This is a genomic window from Brucella sp. NBRC 12950 (genome assembly GCF_030268145.1).
Classification (GTDB): domain Bacteria; phylum Pseudomonadota; class Alphaproteobacteria; order Rhizobiales; family Rhizobiaceae; genus Brucella.
Genome location: NZ_BSQC01000001.1, coordinates 411121 through 429441, shown reverse-complemented (window position 1 = coordinate 429441; position 18321 = coordinate 411121). Strand labels below are relative to the sequence as shown.

The following is an 18321-nucleotide window of genomic DNA, read 5'->3' as shown; positions in this document are numbered from 1 at the left end:
TTCGAACAACATGCGCTAATTATCATGGGAACGGAATGCGGCTTTCAGGCAATAGAGTGTTGCCGCTAGGAAGATGATACCGGAGAGCACTTTGAAGCCAACAATTGTCGAGAAGAATCCCCAATCATCCGGCCAGTAATAGGTGCTGCGAAGCCTCCCCATCTGCGATGAAACCGCCATTTTTCCTGTGGTTACGTTATTAAAAGCACTACGAAGCAAAAAGAACGACACCAGTCCCCCGAGCACTGTACTGGCCCAAAGCGAACCCGACGAAAATTTTCGCATTTCAGATTGCGGTCGATTTTCAGGATCCGGCTTAATATCGCGCGTTTTACGATTGCGGATATTAAGCAAGATAGGCAGCTGTTTATCTCTGTCGTCTTGCGCCATGATCAATCGCAGATTTCATAGCCGCTGCTTTCAGCTTCCACGGCTGCCTTGATCCAGAAGAAGACATTGCCTTCACCTTGAAGCTTGCCCTGACAAAGAGCGACGACATTTCCCTGTCCCGCAGGAGCCTTAGCGGCACAGGATGCCTTCCAGCTGGCAAAACGTTCAATGGAACCATCAACAATCTCAGGAAAACCAAAATAGATCTTGCTCATTTTCTGGGCCAGTTCGGGACAGGTACCGTCATCGTCAATCGCCTGCGCTTGCGCAGAGGAAGCCACAAGGCCCAAACATAGGGCTGCGGCGGCACCCAAAACATGGCGCGCAAATGAATCAATCATGATTTCTCCCACCTTCCTCAATCAGCGCCAACTTTTGTAGAGAACGCTCCTCGGACCATCAAGCCAATAAAAAACGCCCTCTCTGCAAAGCAGAAAGGGCGTTCTGGTTCATCTATCAAGACGGATCTTAAAGATCGACGTCAAGAATAGCCATCGAGAAGTTGTAGGAAAGTTCGCCTTCGTCTTCATCCTTATAGACCAGACCCAGGAACTCATCATCCAGATATACCTCGGCGGAATCGTCCTTACGTGGACGCGCCTTCACCTGAAGGCCCGGATTATTGAAAGTCCGCTTGAAATATGCGTCGAGTTTCTTGAGTTCTTCGGGTTTCAACCGGCTTCTCCTGATATTGAATTGAGGCCGGTTTAATGCACCCGGCATTGTTTGATGTAAAGCACTAACGCATGAGCGGCTCAGCGCATACACCGTTAGTTTGGATGACTGTTTGTCGATATAGTCCGCGCTGATGAAAAGACCAGACGCGGCAGATCGTTACGATTTATGGGAACTATGCCGGGCTAAATACCTTCGCCGTACATGTGCTCACCAAAGGCTGCTTCGCCCAGCGTCTGGTCCATAACGCGCGATGGCTCGGAACAGCCGCTTTCCCCGACAACCTTTGCTGGCACACCAGCAACTGTCGCATTATTCGGCACAGGTTTCAGTACGACAGAACCAGCTGCAATTTTTGAGCAATTTCCAACTTCGATATTGCCGAGAATTTTCGCACCCGCTCCGATCAGCACACCATGGCGAATCTTAGGGTGACGATCACCACTGGCCTTGCCCGTACCGCCCAGCGTTACGCCATGCAGAATCGAAACATTGTCTTCAATGACAGCCGTTTCGCCCACCACAAGCCCGGTCGCATGGTCAAGGAACAACCCACTGCCAAACTTTGCAGCCGGATGAATATCAGTCTGGAAGATCGAAGACGAACGGCTTTGCAGGTAATAAGCAAAATCCTTACGACCTTCTTTATAAAGCCAATGAGCCAGACGATGCGTCTGGATGGCATGAAAACCCTTCAGATAAAGAATTGGGTCCATAAAACGGCTGTAAGCCGGATCGCGGTCATACACGGCCTGTATATCGACGCGCACGATATGCGACCATTCCGGATTGGCCTCAAACATCGCATCAAAAGTCTGACGCAGGATATCCGCGCTCAGATCCGCATGACCAAGACGTTCGGCGATGCGATGCATCACTGCATCTTCGAGCGTCGATTGATTGAGGATCGTCGCATACAGAAACGTTCCAAGCACGGGATCGTTCTTGGCCGCTTCCTCCGCTTCAGCGCGAATGGAATGCCAGATCGGATCAACCTGCCCCAACGAAGGGGACAATTTTGCGTTCGAACGAACGGACATCATGCATACTCCAATTTTGCTCATTGCAGACAATTGAACACTCCCGTTGCCCATAAAGCCTGCATTGCAATGCGAGTTCGGCAGACAACATATCTCAAAATGCCGTGCCTTTACACCGCATAAATCTTATCGCTGTCGTTAGCGTATCGCGCCCGAACTCAGAGAGGGTTTTCTTCGAGAAAGGCCAGAACACCTTTCTTATAAACCTTGTCACCCACCGCCAACATGTGGTCACGGTCAGGAATATCGAGCGCCCGGCCATTTGGCAGCATATCTGCCAACTCTTGAGCGCTCCCTGCAATATCGTCTGTCGTACCCACCGCTACAAGGACCGGCTGCATGATGCGCGCAATTGCCTCGGCAGAAACCAGTTCCTTGGATGTAATGACACAAGCCGCGAGCGCAATTCGATCACTCTTGGTCTGGTCGGCAAATTTACGGAACATCATCCCGCGCGGATGCGTGATGGTCGATGGATCTTCTGCAAGAAGTGCTTCACCAATTGGCTCCCAGTCGCCTGCGCCCGTCACCATGCCGATGCCAAGGCCGCCAAACACGGCGCTATGAACACGTTCGGGGTGCTCGATTGCCAGAAACGCAGTGATGCGCGCGCCCATCGAATATCCCATGACATGCGCTTTTTCGATGCCAAGATGATCAAGCAGAGCCGCGGCATCACCCGCCATGGCGCTCGGTGTGTAATCCGCTGCCTCATGGCTCTTTGCAGAAAATCCGTGGCCACGATCATCGATGGCGATCACACGATAACCTGCTTCAGTCAAAGTGCGGAACCAACCCGGCGACACCCAATTGACGAGGCTTGACGAGGCAAAGCCGTGGATGAGCAGGATCGGATCGCCCTCTCCGTCCTGACGATACGCAAGACGCAGACCATCATGTTCGAAATATTCGATATCGAGCGCGCTCAATTTTGTATTCCTTTTGAATTTCAGAATGCGGGATTTTTGACAGGCTTAACTGCGACACTCGCCACAAATGGCCCTGTGGATCGCACTGTCACCACGCTTGATACCGGTTCGTTTAACAGTCCCGGCCAGAAGTTCAACCACATAAGCCGCAGGCCCTTGCGAAGAAATGATGGCCTCGGAGAACGGTTCTGCATTTTCATGGATCGCCGACACATGGCCGGTATCGTCAAGAAAAACCATATCCAGCGGCGAAGGCGTGTTCTGCATCCACATCATCACGCTCCGCATTTCGCCGAAAACAAAGAGCATAGCGCGGTCTTTCGGAAAATCGGTTCGCCACATCAGGCCACGCATACGCGCTTCATCTGTAGCAGCAATCTCCAACCCGAATGAAACCTTGCCCTTTGAGGTAACGAAGGTCAGCGGTTCTTTATCCAAAGGCAATAGCATTGGCTTGGTTTCCTGCGCATGGGCAGAAACAGCAAAAAATAGAAAAGCGAATGCGAAAAGAATCCGTCCCATACCCTGCTCTCGTGCTGCGCGTTCGTGCCAATTGCGCTGTCACGGGCGCTCACGAATGGTGCGATTGAGCCGCGAAGATAACAACGAGGTTGTAGTACGGCAAGACTAAGTCGCCAGCATCACCCGGTTGTTACAGAATATGAAATGGGAGTTCGATCATCTCCAGCAAAAGTGCGAAACGTTTTTGCGTTGGATGATGCATTAAGCGAAGAGATAGAGTGATTCTATGAGCTTTGGTGGGCTGCTCAATGAGAAACCGGAATCGCCGTGCCAATATCTGGATGGATTTCCGCAGCCATGAGGCCCTTGTCTCCATTGCCGAAACGGATCAGAACGACTTGACCGGGGCGCAGTTCCATCATGCCGAAGCGACGAAGCGTTTCCATATGAATGAAGATATCTTCTGTGCCCTCGCCGCGCGTCAGAAAGCCGAAGCCCTTGGTGCGGTTGAACCACTTCACAATCACGCGCTCCAGTCCGCTTGATGGCGTAACCGTTACATGCGTGCGTTGTGGCGCCATCTGAGCAGGATGAACTGCTGTAGACGTATCCATGGAAAGAACGCGGAAGCACTGCATACCACGATCGCCATTGCGCACTTCACAAACGATACGCGCGCCTTCGAGCGCTGTTTGAAAGCCATCGCGGCGAAGCGATGTGACATGAAGGAGAATATCGGAAAGCCCAGGCTGGTCGGGCACGATGAAACCGTACCCCTTTGCAACGTCGAACCACTTGATGTGGCCGGACACTTCAATAAGTTCGCCTAGCTCTTCTGAGGAGGCCTGACTGCGAAACTGGTCATCCGACACAGATTTGTCCGCCATGCGCTCGTCCCTCCTCTGTTGTTCCGTTGCGATTCTGTCCTGATTCTTGCCCAAAGAATAACACTTCCTTAACCGGAGGCGGCAAGCCTAAACTTTTGCTGTCATGAAGATGATCACAGGCTTTGTGCTCTCAGCGTTAATTTGCCAATTTCTAAAATTGAAAATTGCCGTATCAAGCACCTCGTCGAAAACATATGGCAGCATGGCAATTCGACAACTTGTGTACTTGCGTTTTCACGTAAGCCGCCTATCCACGAAATTGCTCTTTCAAGCCGTGCAATGGAAACCGGGCGGAAGGATACGAAAAGCTGAACCATTGTCTGGGGAAAGCGTTAAATCCTACAACCGGCAAACATGCGAACCAGGAGAAGACTATGCGTTATCTGCACACGATGGTTAGAATTCGCGACATTGATGAATCGCTCGATTTTTACGTGAACAAGTTTGGCCTTGAAGAAATTCGCCGGACTGAAAATGAGAAAGGTCGCTTTACGCTCATCTTCCTTGCCGCGCCATCAGACAAGGATAAGGCCAAGGCAGAACGCGCTCCAGAGTTGGAACTTACCTACAACTGGGACCCGGAAACCTATACCGGTGGCCGTAACTTCGGCCATCTCGCTTATGCGGTCGATAATATCTATGAGACTTGCCAGAAGCTGAAAGACGCTGGCGTCACAATCAACCGTCCACCACGCGACGGCCACATGGCTTTCATCAAGTCACCCGACGGCATTTCCATCGAACTGATCCAGAAGGGTGAGCGCCTCGCTCCGCAGGAGCCATGGGCTTCGGCCGAAAATATCGGCAGCTGGTAATCAAGAAAAAGGCCCGGTATCTCGACCGGGCCTTTTCATTAAAACTGTTAGGCTTATTCGGTGCCTTGAATCGCTGCGAGCAACCAGTCGCCACCATCAACGCGGGTGAACGTCCAGACTTCGACGCTTTCAACCGGCTCATCAGGGTTGCCTTCAACGACTGCGCCTGTATTGCGGTCAAGCATAACATCGATAGCCGAGTAACGGATGGCGACAGTCGCATAGTCCACATTGCCTTCACGCCATGCTTCGGAAACATCGCCCTGAAGCAGCTTCACGTCCTTGACTTCATTACGCATACCGCTGGAAGCGATCTCACCCAATTCTTCAGCCAGGTAAGACATGGCTTCCGGTGTTGCGAGCTTTCGGAGTGCTGCATAATCCTCACGGCCATAAGCGGTCTGGATTTCTGACAACATCTGCTCGAAGCGATCCAGTTCTTCCTGGCCAACATCCATTGGCTCTTCTTCAACCGCAGCTGCAACCGGGGTTTCTTCCTGCTTAGCGCCAAAGGGATTTACCGAAGGCGTGCGGCTTGCAGTATTTGACGGTGGTGCAGCAGTCTTTGCAGAACCAAAAACCTGTGCAGCATTAAAAGGCTGGCCACCGGCGTTGCCTGCACCCGCTGCTGCCGTCTGACGACGATTTGCAATAATGCGCATAACGAACATCGCGATCAGCGCAATGACAGCGACCTGCAGCAGAAGGCCTAACATGCCAGCCATACCGCCAAGCCCATTACCCAGCAACATGCCGATCAGACCACCAACAAGGAGACCACCAAGCATCGAACGGCCGAAATTGCCAAACATGCCGCCAGAACGAGCCGCAGCTGCATTCTGTGTGCTTGCCGCTGCACCCGGACGATTGGTCTGGGTTGCGCCAGTGTTTGGCGTCATTGACCGTTCCATAGGCGCTGCATTGTTTGGTGCGGTGCGTGTCGGTGCAGGCGCCTGATATGTACGTGCACCACGGCTACCAAAACCGCCCCCGCCAGCACGGCGAGCCTCGGCGAAATCAACAGCGGCAAAAGAGGCTATAAGCCCAAGGACCATTGCAGCGGTCAGTTTGGTCAGGCGGTTTCCGGAACCCGGCATAAGTATCTCCCAATAGAGTAATCACAGAATATTTTAGTCCGTGATTATATGGGAATTCGCTCCCCGTTTTCACAAGAGCGTGAAGACAAAAAAGTTGAGAAAATTCAAATAGGCACAGCTGCATCCAGAATCTGTATCTGAGGAGTGACTGAACCGTTCCAGTGATTGAGCGAAAGATTCCCAACAATATGGACACTCTGACCGATATTATTAAACAAAAACCGCCCCAGATCGCCTTCAGCAACGCGGAAGGCGATCGCGTTGACGCGTTTGCCATCTGCGCCACGCAGAGCAACACGCACATGATCCCGTCCAACTAAACGCACATCTGCCAATATATGATGCGGAAGTGCAAGCACCGGCTGTGGATGCGCTGAGCCGAAAGGACCAGCTTTCTGCAACGATTCATAAAGCGAAACAGTCGCGCCCGAAGCAGCAACCGCCCCGTCAATCGAAAGACTCTGATTTTCACGAAGCCTTGCGACCGTATCAGCCGATTCTTCCTCAAGATATGCACGAAGCGCACCAAGCTTGCCGCGCTCAATGGTAATACCAGCTGCCATGGCGTGACCACCGCCCTTTACCAGCAACCCGCGCTCCATCGCACCGCGAACCAGTTTGCCAAGATCAAGTCCGGAAATAGAACGCCCCGACCCCGAGCCAATGCCATTCGCATTAAATGAAATGGCAAAGGCAGGCCGACGCGCCTTTTCTTTGAGCCGCGATGCCAGCAATCCGACGATACCCGGATGCCAGCGATCACTTGCCGTCACAATCACCGATGCACCTGCACCGCCTGAAAGCTCAAGTGAAGCTTCCGCTTCGGCCTCAATCAGCATTTCGGCTTCCATAGCCTGTCGCTCCTGATTGAGTCGGTCGAGTTCTGCGGCAATTGGATCAGCAGCGGTTGAATCGTCCAGTGTAAGCAACCGAGCGCCCAGCCCTGCATCACCAATACGTCCCCCGGCATTGATACGTGGGCCGATCAGATAGCCAAGATGGAAAACATTGAGCGGCTCGCCAATGCGCGAAACCCTGCCAAGCGCTGCCAGGCCCGCATTGCTCTGGCTACGCGCAACCAGGAGTCCTTTCACGACGAAGGCGCGATTGACACCTTTCAGCGGAACCACGTCGCAAACTGTCGCAAGTGCCACCAAATCGAGCAGCGAGAGAAGGTCCGGCCCTGCCCCCTTCCCGCGTTCGCGCAAAACTTTTGTCACCTGAACAAGCGTCAGAAAAACAACGCCCGCGGCGCACAGATGCTCCTGCTGTGAAATATCGTCTTCGCGGTTCGGGTTGACAATGGCCACCGCATCATCCGGTAGATCACCGCCTACCTGATGGTGGTCGATAACCACGACATCGGCACCAGCTTCTTTTGCAGCCGTAATCGACGGCGCGCTGTTGGTGCCGCAATCAACCGTCACGATTAACGAGGCACCCTTTGCGACCAGTTCACGCATGGCATCGGGGTTCGGGCCATATCCTTCAAAGATACGATCCGGAATATAGATTGAATGCGTGATACCATAATGTTTCAAAAACCGCGCCATGAGGGCGGATGAACATGCACCGTCAACGTCATAGTCGCCGAAAATAGCAACCGTCTCGCGCCGCATAATAGCGTCGGCGATGCGGTTTGCGGCTTCATCCATATCGGTCAGCATGGCTGGATCTGGCATCAGGTTGCGCAGGCTCGGATCGATAAACTCCGGCGCGCCTTCTACAGAAACCCCGCGCCCTGCAAGCACGCGCGATACCAGATCGGAAATGCCATGATGCTGCGCGATTGCGAGCGCCGTATTGGCCTCACGCGGGCCGAGCCGATCCATCCATTTCTGGCCAGTGACAGATTTACGGATGCCAAGAAAAAAACGTTCTGTTGTCATGGTTTCTTAAAGACACAAAAGGCGGCATTTTTGCAATGCCGCCTTTTAAACAACCCTATGATAGCTCTGTTAGAACTTCGACAAATCCTGATGCCGTGCCTTGATTTCACGAACCGTCTGCGAACTTGAGCGCATGACGATTGTGTGGGTCTGGATATAATCACGGGCGAACTTGACGCCAGAAAGCATATTACCATCCGTCACACCGGTTGCAGCAAAAAGCACGTCGCCCTTCGCCATCTCTTCCAGCGTATAGACCTTTTTCGGGTCGGAAATGCCCATCTTGGCCGCGCGTGCGATTTTCTCATCAGAATTAAGCTGAAGTCGGCCCTGCATCTGGCCGCCAATGCAACGCAATGCAGCAGCTGCCAGCACACCCTCCGGCGCACCACCGATACCGATATAAATATCGATGCCGGTTTCATCCGGATTGGTCGTGTGCATAACACCCGCAACGTCACCATCGCCGATCAAACGAATGGACGCACCAGTCGCACGCACTTCTTCGATCAGACGCGCGTGGCGTGGACGATCCATAATGCAGGCCGTAATTTCATGTGGCTTTACGCCCTTGGCCTTTGCAATGGCCATGATGTTGTCGGTCGGTGTTGCATCGAGATCGACCACGCCCTTCGGATAACCCGGACCAACAGCAATCTTTTCCATGTAAACATCTGGCGCATAGAGTAGATTCCCCTTCTCAGCGATGGCGATAACAGCCAGCGAGTTCGGCAGATTCTTGGCGCAAATCGTCGTACCTTCCAGGGGGTCGAGCGCAATATCGACATCAGGCCCCTGCTTGGTGCCAACTTCTTCACCGATATAGAGCATCGGCGCTTCATCGCGTTCGCCTTCACCAATTACGACGGTACCAGCAATCGGCAGACGATTAAGCTCCTGACGCATGGCGTCAACTGCGGCCTGATCGGCAGCCATTTCATCGCCACGTCCACGAAGGCGTGCTGCAGCCACTGCCGCGCGTTCTGCCACACGAACGAGTTCGAGTGTGAGAATGCGATCCAGTCCCTGGGCTGATCCATGTGGTTGCTGCTCTGCGGTCTTGGCCATGTGAACAAAGTCCTGAATTCGAATGAGGTTGCTGCGTCGACAGAACGACAGTGTCGTCACTTATAGCGACAATATGCAAATCTTTTGTCAAAGTCCCCTGCCGCCTGCAAGAGAATGAAGGGTAAAAAGATTTTGCACTCAAGCGCTTAATCGATTTAAGGTCACACACTTGGTTTCATGTCTTGGTCGGGCGTGAACGAACACACCCAACCATTGAGACCAGAAAGCTGAAAGCAACCAGAAGAAGCTTCTGCAGATCAACCTAAAGCTGCTTCGAAGAAAAACTCTGGGCTATCAACTTCGACCAGCTTTTTTCTATCGATTACCCAGAAACGATTTCCAACGTTACGCACGAAACTGCGATCATGTGATACGATGAGGCTTGCTGTTTCATCGCTCAACAGTTCTGCTTCCAGCGCTTCTTGCCCATCGATATCCAGATGATTGGTCGGCTCATCGAGAATGTAGAAGTTCGGCTTGGTCAGACGCAGAACCAGCATGGCAAGCCGCGCCTTTTGTCCGCCCGAAAGCCGCGACAAAGGTTTGGCCTGCATCTCAAGCGTCATACCGGCGCCGGCAAGCAAGGATCGTGCTCGCTGGTCGCCGACATCGAAACGCTTCATGATCGTCTCAAATGGCGTCCAGTTACCATTCAGCTCGGATAAAGCCTGATCACTATAGCCCAACACGAGTGAAGGCGTCGCTTTGATGCCCGCAAGCGATTGTTCCGGCTGAAGGATTGCTTCACGAACCAGTGTAAGCAATCGCGTCTTACCCGTACCGTTAGCGCCAAGCAGCACGATTCTGTCACCGGGATTGACCCACAACTGCCCGGCTTTGTAGAGGGGGCGACCGTCAGGGGTCGCAATCTCGGCCTGATCGATTACGATCAGTGCCTTGGCATGGCTACCCCGACCATCAAGCCTTATCTTGCCAGCAGAGCGTTCGACATGTGCTGCTTTCGCGCTTTCCTCGATTTTCTCGGCTCTCGCACGCAACTGCTTGGTTTTCACCACCAGCAAATCACTTCCCGAGTTAATGCCTATATTGTTGAGCTTCGCGGCCTGTCTGCGCAATTGCTGGACAGTCTTCATGTCCTTTTCAAACTGGCGGGCGTCAGCCGCATCTATCTCGTCAAGCGCCACATGCGCTTGGCTGTACGGCAACGCAAAGACGAACGACTTATCCGCACGCAGGAAAAGCGTGCGTTTCGTGACCACATCAAGAAAGGCGCGGTCATGACTGCAAACAATGACGGCTACTGAACGCGGGAGCGCATCAAGCCAGTTTTCCAGCAAATGCACTTTCTCAAGGTCGAGATGGTTTGTCGGCTCGTCCAGCAATAGCACGTCAGGCTCGGACACCCATGTGCGTGCCAGAAGCGCAAGCCGCTGCCAGCCACCACTCAACTGCCGAATTGCAAGTTCACGCAATTCGACCGGAACATTGAGATCGTCAAGCACGATATCAGCACGCCAGCTTTCATAAGCGCGTGCGTCTTCATCCAGTCCGCTGAGCACGACGTCATAGAAAGACAGATCCATCAGATCGTCTGAGACATACTGGCTGACATAACCGATTTTGAGCCCACGCGAGCGCGTGATCGTACCGCTGGTGGGCTCACCCTCTCCGACGATCAATCGTAAAAGACTGGTCTTTCCACGACCATTGGCGGCAACGATACCAAGCCTCTCGCCATCGCCTACGACGAAATCGAGGTTTGCAAACAAGGTCTGATGGAGGCTAAGCGAAAGATTCTGAACAGATATAAGAGACATTACGATAGGCCCAATTTGGCCAAGCACTGACGAGCAGTTCTCAAACAGCTTCAATCAACATGCTTGCAAATTTGCGGCTACAGCAATTGAAGCTGAGCCTTCAGAAAAGGCAGAAAAAGACCTTTGTTTCAGTCTTAATCGGCCCTGCACAATTTAATGTTGCAGGGCAAAATCAGGGCCATACTGACGATGACGGTCGTGACGCGTCACATCCATATTACAGCCCTCCTTTTCCATATTGTCTCTAAACCGGACTATTCCGATGAGTGCTTCTTAGCAAAGTCGTTGCCGCCCTTCAAGAGTGGCAACACTATTGGATATAATCAGCCTGCGCGTTCGATACGGATCATCTGTGGCTTGTTGACCAGATGATCATCCTTGAGAATTGCTTCAAGAGCTTTCTTCACAGCGGATTCAGTCGTTTCGTGCGTAACGAGGATAACAGTCTTGATGCCATCACTTACGTCGCTGTCCATCAAAGGACGTTGAACGATTGACTCAAGCGAAATGTCATTCTCAGCCATACGCTTGGCAATTCCAGCAAATGCACCGATACGATCATAAACCGTCAGGCGAATGAAATAACCGCCTGCATGTTTGCGCATCTTTGCACGCTTATATGGCTGCAAGGCTTTCGCAGGCGTACCGAAAACCGGGCCATGCTGGAAGCCAGGACGGCTTTTGGCAATATCTGCCAGATCGCCGATCACAGCCGAAGCCGTGGCATTGCCTCCGGCGCCCGGGCCGGAAAGCAGCAACTCACCCAGGAGGTCAGTTTCGATTGCAACTGCATTGGTCACGCCATGGACCTGTGCAATTACCGACGAGGTTGGAACCATGGTCGGATGCACGCGCTGTTCTATACCGGTATCGGTCTTCTGCGCAACGCCGAGCAGCTTAATACGATAGCCAAGCTCGTCAGCAGCACGAATATCGGCCAGTGAAATATTGCTGATGCCTTCAAGATAAATGTCGTCGGCAGCAATCTGAGTGCCAAATGCAAGACTTGTGAGCAGCGCAAGTTTGTGCGCCGTATCGTTGCCCTCAATGTCAAAGGTCGGATCAGCTTCGGCATAACCGAGACGCTGCGCGTCTGCGAGGCAATCTTCAAACGAAATGCCCTCTTCCCACATCCGGGTGAGGATGTAGTTACAGGTGCCGTTCATGATACCGTAAACGCGCGAAACCGTGTTGCCGGTCAATGATTCACGCATCGCCTTGATGACGGGAATGCCGCCAGCAACGGCTGCTTCAAAATTCAGAAGAACGCCCTTCTCTTCGGCAATCTTGGCAAGCGCCACGCCGTGCTTTGCAAGAAGTGCCTTATTGGCAGTCACAACATGATGACCCGCACGCAATGCAGCTTCAACAGCCGTTTTGGCCGGACCTTCATCGCCACCGATCAGCTCAACGAAAACATCAATATTAGCACTTTTGGCAAGCTCGATGGGATCGTCAAACCATTCAATGCCATCAAGATTGATACCGCGATCACGAGTGCGGTCGCGTGCGCTCACCGCAGTAACTGTAACTTGCTTGCCGCATTGACGAGTGAGCATTTCGGCCTTGTCACGTAGAATACGCAACACCGAAGCACCAACGGTGCCCAGTCCGGCAACGCCGATCCGCAATGCATCACTCATTGTTCTGTCTTTCCGATTCGTTGAATTTCTATGTGGTGGGAAACAAGGGCCGACCAGAAGACGGCCCCTGCTTTGTCCGGTTAAAATCGCTTAACGGCGACCTTCAAGCGGAATGATGTTCTGCACATTCTCGTCCTTGGCGGACAGGAAGCGCTTGATGTTACGAGCAGCCTGACGGATGCGGTGTTCGTTCTCGACCAATGCGATACGAACATACTCATCACCGTGTTCGCCAAAGCCTACGCCCGGCGCAACAGCCACATCGGCCATTTCAACCAGAAGCTTGGAGAATTCGAGCGAGCCCAGCGCACGGAACCGCTCTGGAATCGGAACCCATGCGAACATGGTTGCCGCTGGTGGCGGCACATCCCAGCCTGCACGGCCAAAGCTGTCGACCAGCACATCGCGACGCTGCTTATAGACATTCCGAACATAAGCAATGTCAGTACCGTCGCCGTTAAGTGCTGCGGTTGCTGCAACCTGAATAGGCGTGAATGCACCATAATCCAGATAGGATTTAACGCGCGTCAGTGCCGCAATCAGGCGTTCATTGCCAACCGCAAAGCCCATGCGCCAGCCCGGCATCGAAAACGTCTTCGACATCGAAGTGAACTCGACAGCAACATCCATCGCACCCGGCACTTCAAGAACCGATGGTGGCGGGTTGTTGTCGTCAAAATAGATTTCCGAATAAGCCAGATCCGACAGAATGATCAGATCGTTCTTACGCGCGAAATCGACCACATCCTTGTAGAAATCAAGGGTAGCAATATAAGCGGTCGGGTTCGACGGGAAGTTAAGAATAAGCGCGAGCGGCTTTGGAATAGAATGCTTGACCGCACGATCCAGCGCACGAATGAAATCCTCATCCGGCTTTGCAGGAATCGAACGGATCACACCGCCCGACATGATGAAGCCGAACGAATGAATCGGATAGGTTGGATCCGGGCAAAGCACGACATCGCCGGGCGCCGTGATCGCCTGCGCCATATTGGCGAAGCCTTCCTTGGAACCAAGCGTCGCAACGACCTGTGTATCCGGGTTGAGCTTCACACCAAAACGACGCGCATAATATTGTGCCTGCGCACGGCGAAGACCGGGGATGCCCTTCGACGACGAATATCGATGCGCGCGCGGGTCCTGAACAGCTTCGCAAAGCTTGTCGACGATGTTCTTTGGCGTCGGCAGATCAGGATTACCCATTCCGAGATCAATGATGTCGGCTCCGGCCGCTCGCGCCGATGCCTTCAGGCGATTTACCTGCTCAAAGACATAAGGTGGCAAGCGACGGACTTTATGAAATTCTTCCGACATGATCCTGTTCCAGAAGGGAGTTGAATGAAACGGCGCGTATGCGCCGGGTTAGGAGCTATACACCTGTTATCGAATCGGGTCGAGACTTGTTACAGTTCTGCGACGAAGCTTTTATAGAAAGAAAAGCCCGTTATTCCCCGGCTTCGATCTGCTTGAGGGTGGCGTCTGTTTCTTCCTGCGCCTGTTTGCGCAAAGCAGCAGCCTGAGCTGGCGTGAGAGCCGCATTGGAAGAACGTGTGGCCGCGAGACGCGTGCGGTCAGAATCAAGGCCGGACATCATCTGCGCCTTCTCTTCAGGCGTAATCTGTGTAGTCGCAGCTTTTGGCATTCGGCCAAAGGTCGGATAGGTATCGGTGCGCTTGGCACCTTCCTGAGGCGTACCCTGAAACTCAGGCCCACCGGCACAACCCGCGAGAAGCACCACGGCTGTTGCTGCCAGCATGAGATTGGCAAACTTCCGTGTGCTTTTGGTCATATGTCCGGTTCCGATCCTGGTGCTCTGAAGACGCTAGTACATTACTTAGCGCGTCACAGATAGTATGGTGCGGAATGGATAGCACTAACTCGATGCATCATGTCAACAAGTGAGTTGCGATTGGCTTCATTCCGCGGCGACGGATGTATGAATGATAAATAAGTATAACCAAAAATTACAAGCAGTAATATTGTGTTATATCTCTGTAATTGAACGACCTAATAAGCGCTTTTGAAACACATAGCACTTTCAATAGTTGCGTTTGGTAGTTAAAAATCCTAAAAATTAGTTACTACTTATCACTGAGTGATTTGTATATTCACGCTTAAATGCGCCTACATATGTGGTGTAATCGCTATAAAGTGCTGAAAATCTTGGTTTATCTACCCCGGTACAAATGACCGGTTTCCGTGAGTAAAATCGCCTTCTTTAAAATTGGCGAGACTCACATGGGGGATTTGATCTCCCGAAACCAGGCGGGCACGGGCTTCCGGTTCGTCAGACTGATAAATCCCGATAAGCTGATCAAACAGCCGGGACGTCGAGCTGGAGCAGACATTGAAATTTGCAGAACCTTCACACCGGAAGACCGGCAGATTGCTGACAAGCAGCGTAGCTTTGCTCGCACTTGTACTCGCATCCTGCACATCGACTGGCAACGGCACTTCGCCTTTACAAATGACGAACAACGCCGATGGTTCCATGATTGCTGACACTCTTCAAAGTGCTGCCGATCAGACAGTTGCCGCCGAAGCAGCGGCAGACGCAGGTAAGGCTGAAACGAAAAAGGCTGATGCAACGACTGAAACGGCGAAAGCCACTGTCGCCGAAACAAGGTCAACTGATACAGAACAAAAGCCAGCAACAGCAGCCGCAAACGACGCGCAACCGACCCAAGACGGCTCTATTCAGGTTGCAGCTATCGCACCACAGACGAAATCCACTTCCCTGTTTGGCATGTTTGGCAAAAAGCCAGCTGAGCCGCCTGTAAATTCAACAACGGCGCCCGAAACAACTGAGACTGCAAAACCTGAAGAGACAAAAGAGCAGGCTGCCGCACAGGTAGCTAAGCCTACTGCGGAAGAAGCCAAACAAGCCGAAGCGCCAAAACCTGCAGAATCAGAGAAACCTACTCAAGTGACATCGCTTTTTGGCTCTGCAAAAAATGCCAATGCATATGCAGCGCCCCAGCGCCCCAACACAACAGCAAGCCAAGGCAGCATCGCTCGTCTCTTCACCGATGAATCAGCGAACAGCTCTGGTACGTCGCAGAACAAGAAGCTCGCAGTTATAAGGCCAGCCGGAAAATCGAAGCACGAATATAATTACGCCCTCCCTGGCGTGCGTCCGAACGGCGGCTTCGAGATCAAGCATCGCAAGAGCATCTATGACGACAGCGATATCGATGCGAACGAATATGACGATTACGCATCCGTTCAGCTAGCATCGGCACCGGGTCTTGCGCGGCTCGCACCAAATGGCCTGAAGGTTCAGCGCGAAACAGTCGATGTTGCCTGCCTTAAGCCTCAGCTTGTCACTATGCTGAAGACCATGGAACGGCACTTCCGCAAACCTGTCATGGTCACTTCCGGCTATCGTAGCCCTTCCTACAACCGCAAGGTCAATGGTGCCCGCAAATCGCTTCATATGATTTGTGCAGCAGCCGACATTCAGATCGATGGTGTTTCAAAGCACGAAATCGCCCGATATGCGCGCAACATGACAGGCCGCGGCGGTGTCGGCACCTATTGCCATACAACCTCAGTCCACGTCGATGTAGGTCCGGAACGTGACTGGAACTGGAGCTGTAAAAAGTAATCACAGCAAATCACGCCGGATCAAAAGTCCGGCTTTTTTGTTATTTTTCATATAGTTGTCAGATTCCCCACTCCGCTTTTCCAGATGAAAACGACAATCAGACGAGTTTTTTTTAGAAAAGTTATATTAAGGGCTTGCGAGTCAGGATCTTCCTGAATATAAGCCCACTCACACCGGCAACAGGCGCCCATCGTCTAGCGGTTAGGACAGCGCCCTTTCACGGCGCAGACAGGGGTTCGATTCCCCTTGGGCGTACCACTTGCTGGTTTTTCTTTTCCAGAATACTATAATTCGCAGCTTGTACGTTGAAGGCCACAATGGCCGCCAACGCTTTTCGTTGTTCATGTTCTTTTTGCACAAGCCGCCCTATCTCGTTGTTTTCAAAGAATCATACGGAAAGTTCGTCCTCGAAAATTTTCTTTGATTTTTTCTAAAAAAGGACTTGCGCGTCTGAAATTTCCTGCCTATAAGCCGACCCACACCAGCAACAGGCGCCCATCGTCTAGCGGTTAGGACAGCGCCCTTTCACGGCGCAGACAGGGGTTCGATTCCCCTTGGGCGTACCATTTGCTGGTTTTGTTTTTCTCCCGAAAAGTTGATATCTTGGTAAGTGACATAGCTTCGACAGCAATGTTACGCACTGTCCGTAAAACTTGAAAATGGACAGCAAGATTATGGCTAAAACCAAAGCAATCGTACCGACCGCCCATGCCAGTCGCTATTTACAGCAGCTGTGCAAACATTGGGCTCATAAATTCACTGTTGAATTCACACCCGAGCATGGTCGAATCGATCTTGGCGAGAATCGCTTGGTTCTGATGGACGCTAATCCGGAAAATCTCGTCGCAACGGTCGAGGCACCTGAAGAAAGCCTCTCTCAAATGGAAGACGTCGTCGCAAGCCACATCGTGCGCTTTGCGTTCCGCGAAGAACTGGTCTTCAACTGGGTGAAGGAATAGGCGCTTTGGCGCCCGTTCAGCCCTCCGATAAATTGCCCGCAAATTGCCCCGAATAGTCATCTTCACATCACATTGCGGGCTAAATCCCACGCAAAATTCTCACCAACACAGAGATGATTTGGTGGCGGTGAAGATGAACAGTGAAACAAGAACGACACTGACACTGCTCAGTGCAGGCCTTATTGCAGCAATGCTGGTACTCGGCGCAGATATGAGCTGGGCAGACGTCGCCAAGGTACTGTTCTGATCCTCCTCCGCACATACTTGCAACAAAGCAATCATGAGCCTACACCGGCTCATGCTTTTCCAAACCTCCCTTGTCACCGGTCGCTTAGAGCGGCGCTATAAAAGGTTTCTCGCCGACGTCACGCTCGACGATGGGCGCTTCATCACCGCATCGGTTCCCAACACTGGTTCCATGCTCGGATTGACTGCTCCCGGCTCCCGCGTCTGGTTGAGCGTCTCAGACGCCCCTCACCGCAAATATCCACATACGTTGCAGATCGTTGAAGCAGACAACACACTGGTCGGCGTCAATACGGGACTCCCAAACAAGATCGCGGAAGAAGCCATTCTTTGCGGCATGATTCCTGATCTAAAAAACTACGGGCTTCTCAAACGCGAACAGAAATATGGCAAAAACTCGCGGATCGACATTCTACTTGATGAAGGTGAGCAGCCCCGCGCCTATGTCGAAGTGAAAAATGTCCACTTCATCCGCACACCTTCCCTTGCCGAATTTCCCGATACTGTCACCGCGCGCGGTGCAAAACATCTTGATGAACTTGTTGATGTCGTATCCGCTGGATATCGGGGCGTGATGGTGTTTATTATCCAGCGAAGCGATTGCAACAGATTCAGCATCTCAGGCGATCTTGATCCGGCTTATGCCCGCGCATTTGAACGCGCACGAGCGGCCGGGGTTGAGGCTTGGGCCATTCGATGCCAAATAACAGAAAATGGCATCACCGCTGAAACTCTGGTGCCCATTGAATACTGAGCGCATCCCGAATTGTTTAAAACGGTTTCCGGGCAGCGCATGAGTAAGAATAAATGATTAGAGCGCCGGTCTGATAAAAACG

At 52.4% G+C, this 18321-nt stretch carries 18 protein-coding genes and 2 tRNA genes; 6 read left to right on the top strand and 14 right to left on the bottom strand.

The features are described 5' to 3' along the window. Nucleotides 1-15: 15 nt before the first annotated feature. The 7 genes from QSJ70_RS02015 to QSJ70_RS01985 form a co-directional block, all read right to left on the bottom strand. Nucleotides 16-390, bottom strand: coding sequence for a hypothetical protein (locus QSJ70_RS02015; protein WP_285534625.1), 375 nt, complete (start codon nt 388-390; stop codon nt 16-18). Between the two features lie 2 nt (nt 391-392). Continuing rightward, entirely contained in the window at nt 393-731 is a 339-nt protein-coding gene (locus tag QSJ70_RS02010) for a hypothetical protein (protein ID WP_113159966.1), read from the bottom strand. A gap of 127 nt (nt 732-858) precedes the next feature. After that, complete coding sequence (locus tag QSJ70_RS02005) at nt 859-1065, bottom strand: DUF3126 family protein (RefSeq protein WP_007875463.1); 207 nt, start codon at nt 1063-1065, stop codon at nt 859-861. A 185-nt stretch (nt 1066-1250) separates the two neighbouring features. Beyond that, nucleotides 1251-2105: a serine O-acetyltransferase gene (cysE, locus tag QSJ70_RS02000; protein WP_007875465.1), complete on the bottom strand. Its 855-nt coding sequence runs from the start codon at nt 2103-2105 to the stop codon at nt 1251-1253. A 158-nt stretch (nt 2106-2263) separates the two neighbouring features. After that, the gene (locus tag QSJ70_RS01995; RefSeq protein ID WP_079211992.1) at nt 2264-3034 is read right to left on the bottom strand and encodes an alpha/beta fold hydrolase; all 771 of its coding nucleotides are present in this window, start codon (nt 3032-3034) and stop codon (nt 2264-2266) included. Nucleotides 3035-3079: 45 nt separating this feature from the next. Beyond that, nucleotides 3080-3556, bottom strand: a complete 477-nt coding sequence (locus tag QSJ70_RS01990; protein ID WP_285534624.1) for a DUF192 domain-containing protein — start codon at nt 3554-3556, stop codon at nt 3080-3082. 245 nt (nt 3557-3801) lie between these two features. Then, a complete protein-coding gene (locus QSJ70_RS01985) occupies nt 3802-4383 on the bottom strand; it encodes a cold-shock protein (RefSeq protein WP_007875475.1) in 582 nt (193 codons plus the stop codon). Between the two features lie 374 nt (nt 4384-4757). Between QSJ70_RS01985 and gloA the strand changes: the two genes are divergently transcribed. Then, nucleotides 4758-5198, top strand: coding sequence for a lactoylglutathione lyase (gene gloA / locus QSJ70_RS01980; RefSeq protein ID WP_064320732.1), 441 nt, complete (start codon nt 4758-4760; stop codon nt 5196-5198). A gap of 53 nt (nt 5199-5251) precedes the next feature. Here the strand turns inward: gloA and QSJ70_RS01975 are convergent, their stop codons facing one another. The 7 genes from QSJ70_RS01975 to QSJ70_RS01945 form a co-directional block, all read right to left on the bottom strand. Beyond that, nucleotides 5252-6295, bottom strand: a complete 1044-nt coding sequence (locus tag QSJ70_RS01975; RefSeq protein WP_285534623.1) for a Tim44 domain-containing protein — start codon at nt 6293-6295, stop codon at nt 5252-5254. Between the two features lie 104 nt (nt 6296-6399). Beyond that, entirely contained in the window at nt 6400-8184 is a 1785-nt protein-coding gene (recJ, locus tag QSJ70_RS01970) for a single-stranded-DNA-specific exonuclease RecJ (RefSeq protein ID WP_285534621.1), read from the bottom strand. A 69-nt stretch (nt 8185-8253) separates the two neighbouring features. Beyond that, nucleotides 8254-9252: a class II fructose-bisphosphatase gene (gene glpX / locus QSJ70_RS01965; protein WP_007875494.1), complete on the bottom strand. Its 999-nt coding sequence runs from the start codon at nt 9250-9252 to the stop codon at nt 8254-8256. Between the two features lie 257 nt (nt 9253-9509). Then, on the bottom strand, nt 9510-11030 hold the full coding sequence (locus QSJ70_RS01960; RefSeq protein ID WP_285534620.1) for an ABC-F family ATP-binding cassette domain-containing protein: 1521 nt from the start codon (nt 11028-11030) through the stop codon (nt 9510-9512). Between the two features lie 323 nt (nt 11031-11353). After that, nucleotides 11354-12673, bottom strand: coding sequence for a homoserine dehydrogenase (locus QSJ70_RS01955; RefSeq protein ID WP_285534619.1), 1320 nt, complete (start codon nt 12671-12673; stop codon nt 11354-11356). Between the two features lie 90 nt (nt 12674-12763). Then, nucleotides 12764-13987 carry an LL-diaminopimelate aminotransferase gene (locus QSJ70_RS01950; protein WP_007875500.1) on the bottom strand — a complete coding sequence of 408 codons (1224 nt, stop codon included), beginning with the start codon at nt 13985-13987 and terminating at the stop codon, nt 12764-12766. Between the two features lie 130 nt (nt 13988-14117). Continuing rightward, nucleotides 14118-14462, bottom strand: a complete 345-nt coding sequence (locus tag QSJ70_RS01945; RefSeq protein ID WP_105518659.1) for a hypothetical protein — start codon at nt 14460-14462, stop codon at nt 14118-14120. Nucleotides 14463-15020: 558 nt separating this feature from the next. Here QSJ70_RS01945 and QSJ70_RS01940 point away from each other — a divergent pair. From QSJ70_RS01940 to sfsA, 5 genes are all read left to right on the top strand, one after another. Further along, entirely contained in the window at nt 15021-16280 is a 1260-nt protein-coding gene (locus QSJ70_RS01940; RefSeq protein ID WP_285534617.1) for a D-Ala-D-Ala carboxypeptidase family metallohydrolase, read from the top strand. A gap of 183 nt (nt 16281-16463) precedes the next feature. Beyond that, a tRNA-Glu gene (locus QSJ70_RS01935) sits at nt 16464-16538 on the top strand. A 233-nt stretch (nt 16539-16771) separates the two neighbouring features. Then, nucleotides 16772-16846 (top strand) — tRNA-Glu (locus tag QSJ70_RS01930). Between the two features lie 108 nt (nt 16847-16954). Continuing rightward, on the top strand, nt 16955-17239 hold the full coding sequence (locus QSJ70_RS01925) for a DUF2218 domain-containing protein (RefSeq protein WP_007875507.1): 285 nt from the start codon (nt 16955-16957) through the stop codon (nt 17237-17239). 298 nt (nt 17240-17537) lie between these two features. Beyond that, entirely contained in the window at nt 17538-18239 is a 702-nt protein-coding gene (gene sfsA / locus QSJ70_RS01920; RefSeq protein WP_113485417.1) for a DNA/RNA nuclease SfsA, read from the top strand. The last annotated feature ends 82 nt before the right edge of the window (nt 18240-18321 follow it).